Raw genomic sequence first — 1,346 nt, 5'->3', positions numbered from 1 at the left:
CCCCCCCCCCCACCAGACTGTCTGCATATAGAAATTACAGATAAGCTGTTTATTAGGGAACTGTTTGACTATCTTTCTGAGCTGGGCGGCATTAATCATACGCAGACCGAGGAAACCTTTCTCCTGATCTGTCTTATGACAGGAAAACGGACTGACGGCAACCTGGTTGAAAATGCTGTAAATTTTGTTATCCCTGAAAACATCGATCAGCTAAGCCTTCGTATACTTCAGCTGATCAGCAACGAATACCATCTTGATATCCTGAATGACTTTGACATTCGCATGACTTTGAATCAGCACCTCGTTCCTTTTGATATACGGATGCGTTATGAAATACCCCTGAAAAATCCATTACTTCAGGAGATCAAGGAAAATTATTCTCTTGCATACCAGGCAGCCAGAATCGCAGCAAATGTATTGTCTGATATATATAAAAGACCAATACCAGAAGATGAGATTGGATACTTTGCTCTGATCTTTCAGCTTGCACTGGAAAAGCAGCAGTGTAAAAGACGTTCCAATATATTAATCATATGCAGTAGCGGAAAAGTCTCATCTCAGCTGTTAAAATACAAATATCAGAAGGAATTTGCCGAATATCTGGACAATATATGGGTTTGTGATGTGGCAGCCTTGGAAAGCTTTAATTTTTCCCAAATTGACTTTATTTTAACAACAGTTCCAATCACCAGAAAGGTTCCGGTCCCCATTATTGAAATTGAACATTTCCTTGATGACGAGAACAAGCGTAAGGTGGCAGATACACTGACCCTCAATGATATTGAGCGTGCGATCTGCACTTATTATCGGCCGGAACGTTTTCTTCCACATATATCCGGAAATACAAAGCAAGAGGTTTTAGCTAATATATATAAGGTAATCCAGAGTCAGGAAAAGGTAGATGATGATTTCCTTGAATTAGTCATGGAAAGAGAACAGCTGATTCAAATGAATTATGGCACACAAATTGCGATTCCTCATCCCCTGCATATTGCTTCTGAACATTCCTTTGCTTATGTGGCTATTCTGCCAGAGCCTGTTTCCTGGAACGGCTCTCCTGTACAAGTAGTGCTTTTAATCTCTATTGGACGAACAGGGGATTCAGAGGAGATGCGGCGTCTGTTCTATGAAACAACAGCCCGCTTTTCTTTAAATAAAACAGCGGTAGAAGCTCTGATTGAATCGCCTTTTTACAGTACCTTTATACAATTGCTAAAAAATAGATGATTTTTATATTGTTTGTTTTTATCCACACGACTTTACAACTTTTTAAGAAAAAAAAATATCGTACAGGACACTTTGGTGTATAATTAGTTTGCCAACAAAATATACAAAGGAAAGTGACC

General features: G+C 39.2%; 1 protein-coding gene. It reads left to right on the top strand.

Annotated elements, in window-relative coordinates; genetic code table 11:
- Positions 1 to 1,227, top strand: a 1,227-nt coding sequence (locus G614_RS28980) for a BglG family transcription antiterminator (RefSeq protein ID WP_155245149.1), incomplete at its 5' end; no start/stop codon positions are given.
- Between the last annotated feature and the right edge of the window lie 119 nt (positions 1,228 to 1,346).

Source organism: [Clostridium] clostridioforme AGR2157 (genome assembly GCF_000424325.1).
Lineage (GTDB): Bacteria > Bacillota > Clostridia > Lachnospirales > Lachnospiraceae > Enterocloster > Enterocloster clostridioformis_A.
This window is presented reverse-complemented; position numbering and strand designations above follow the sequence as displayed.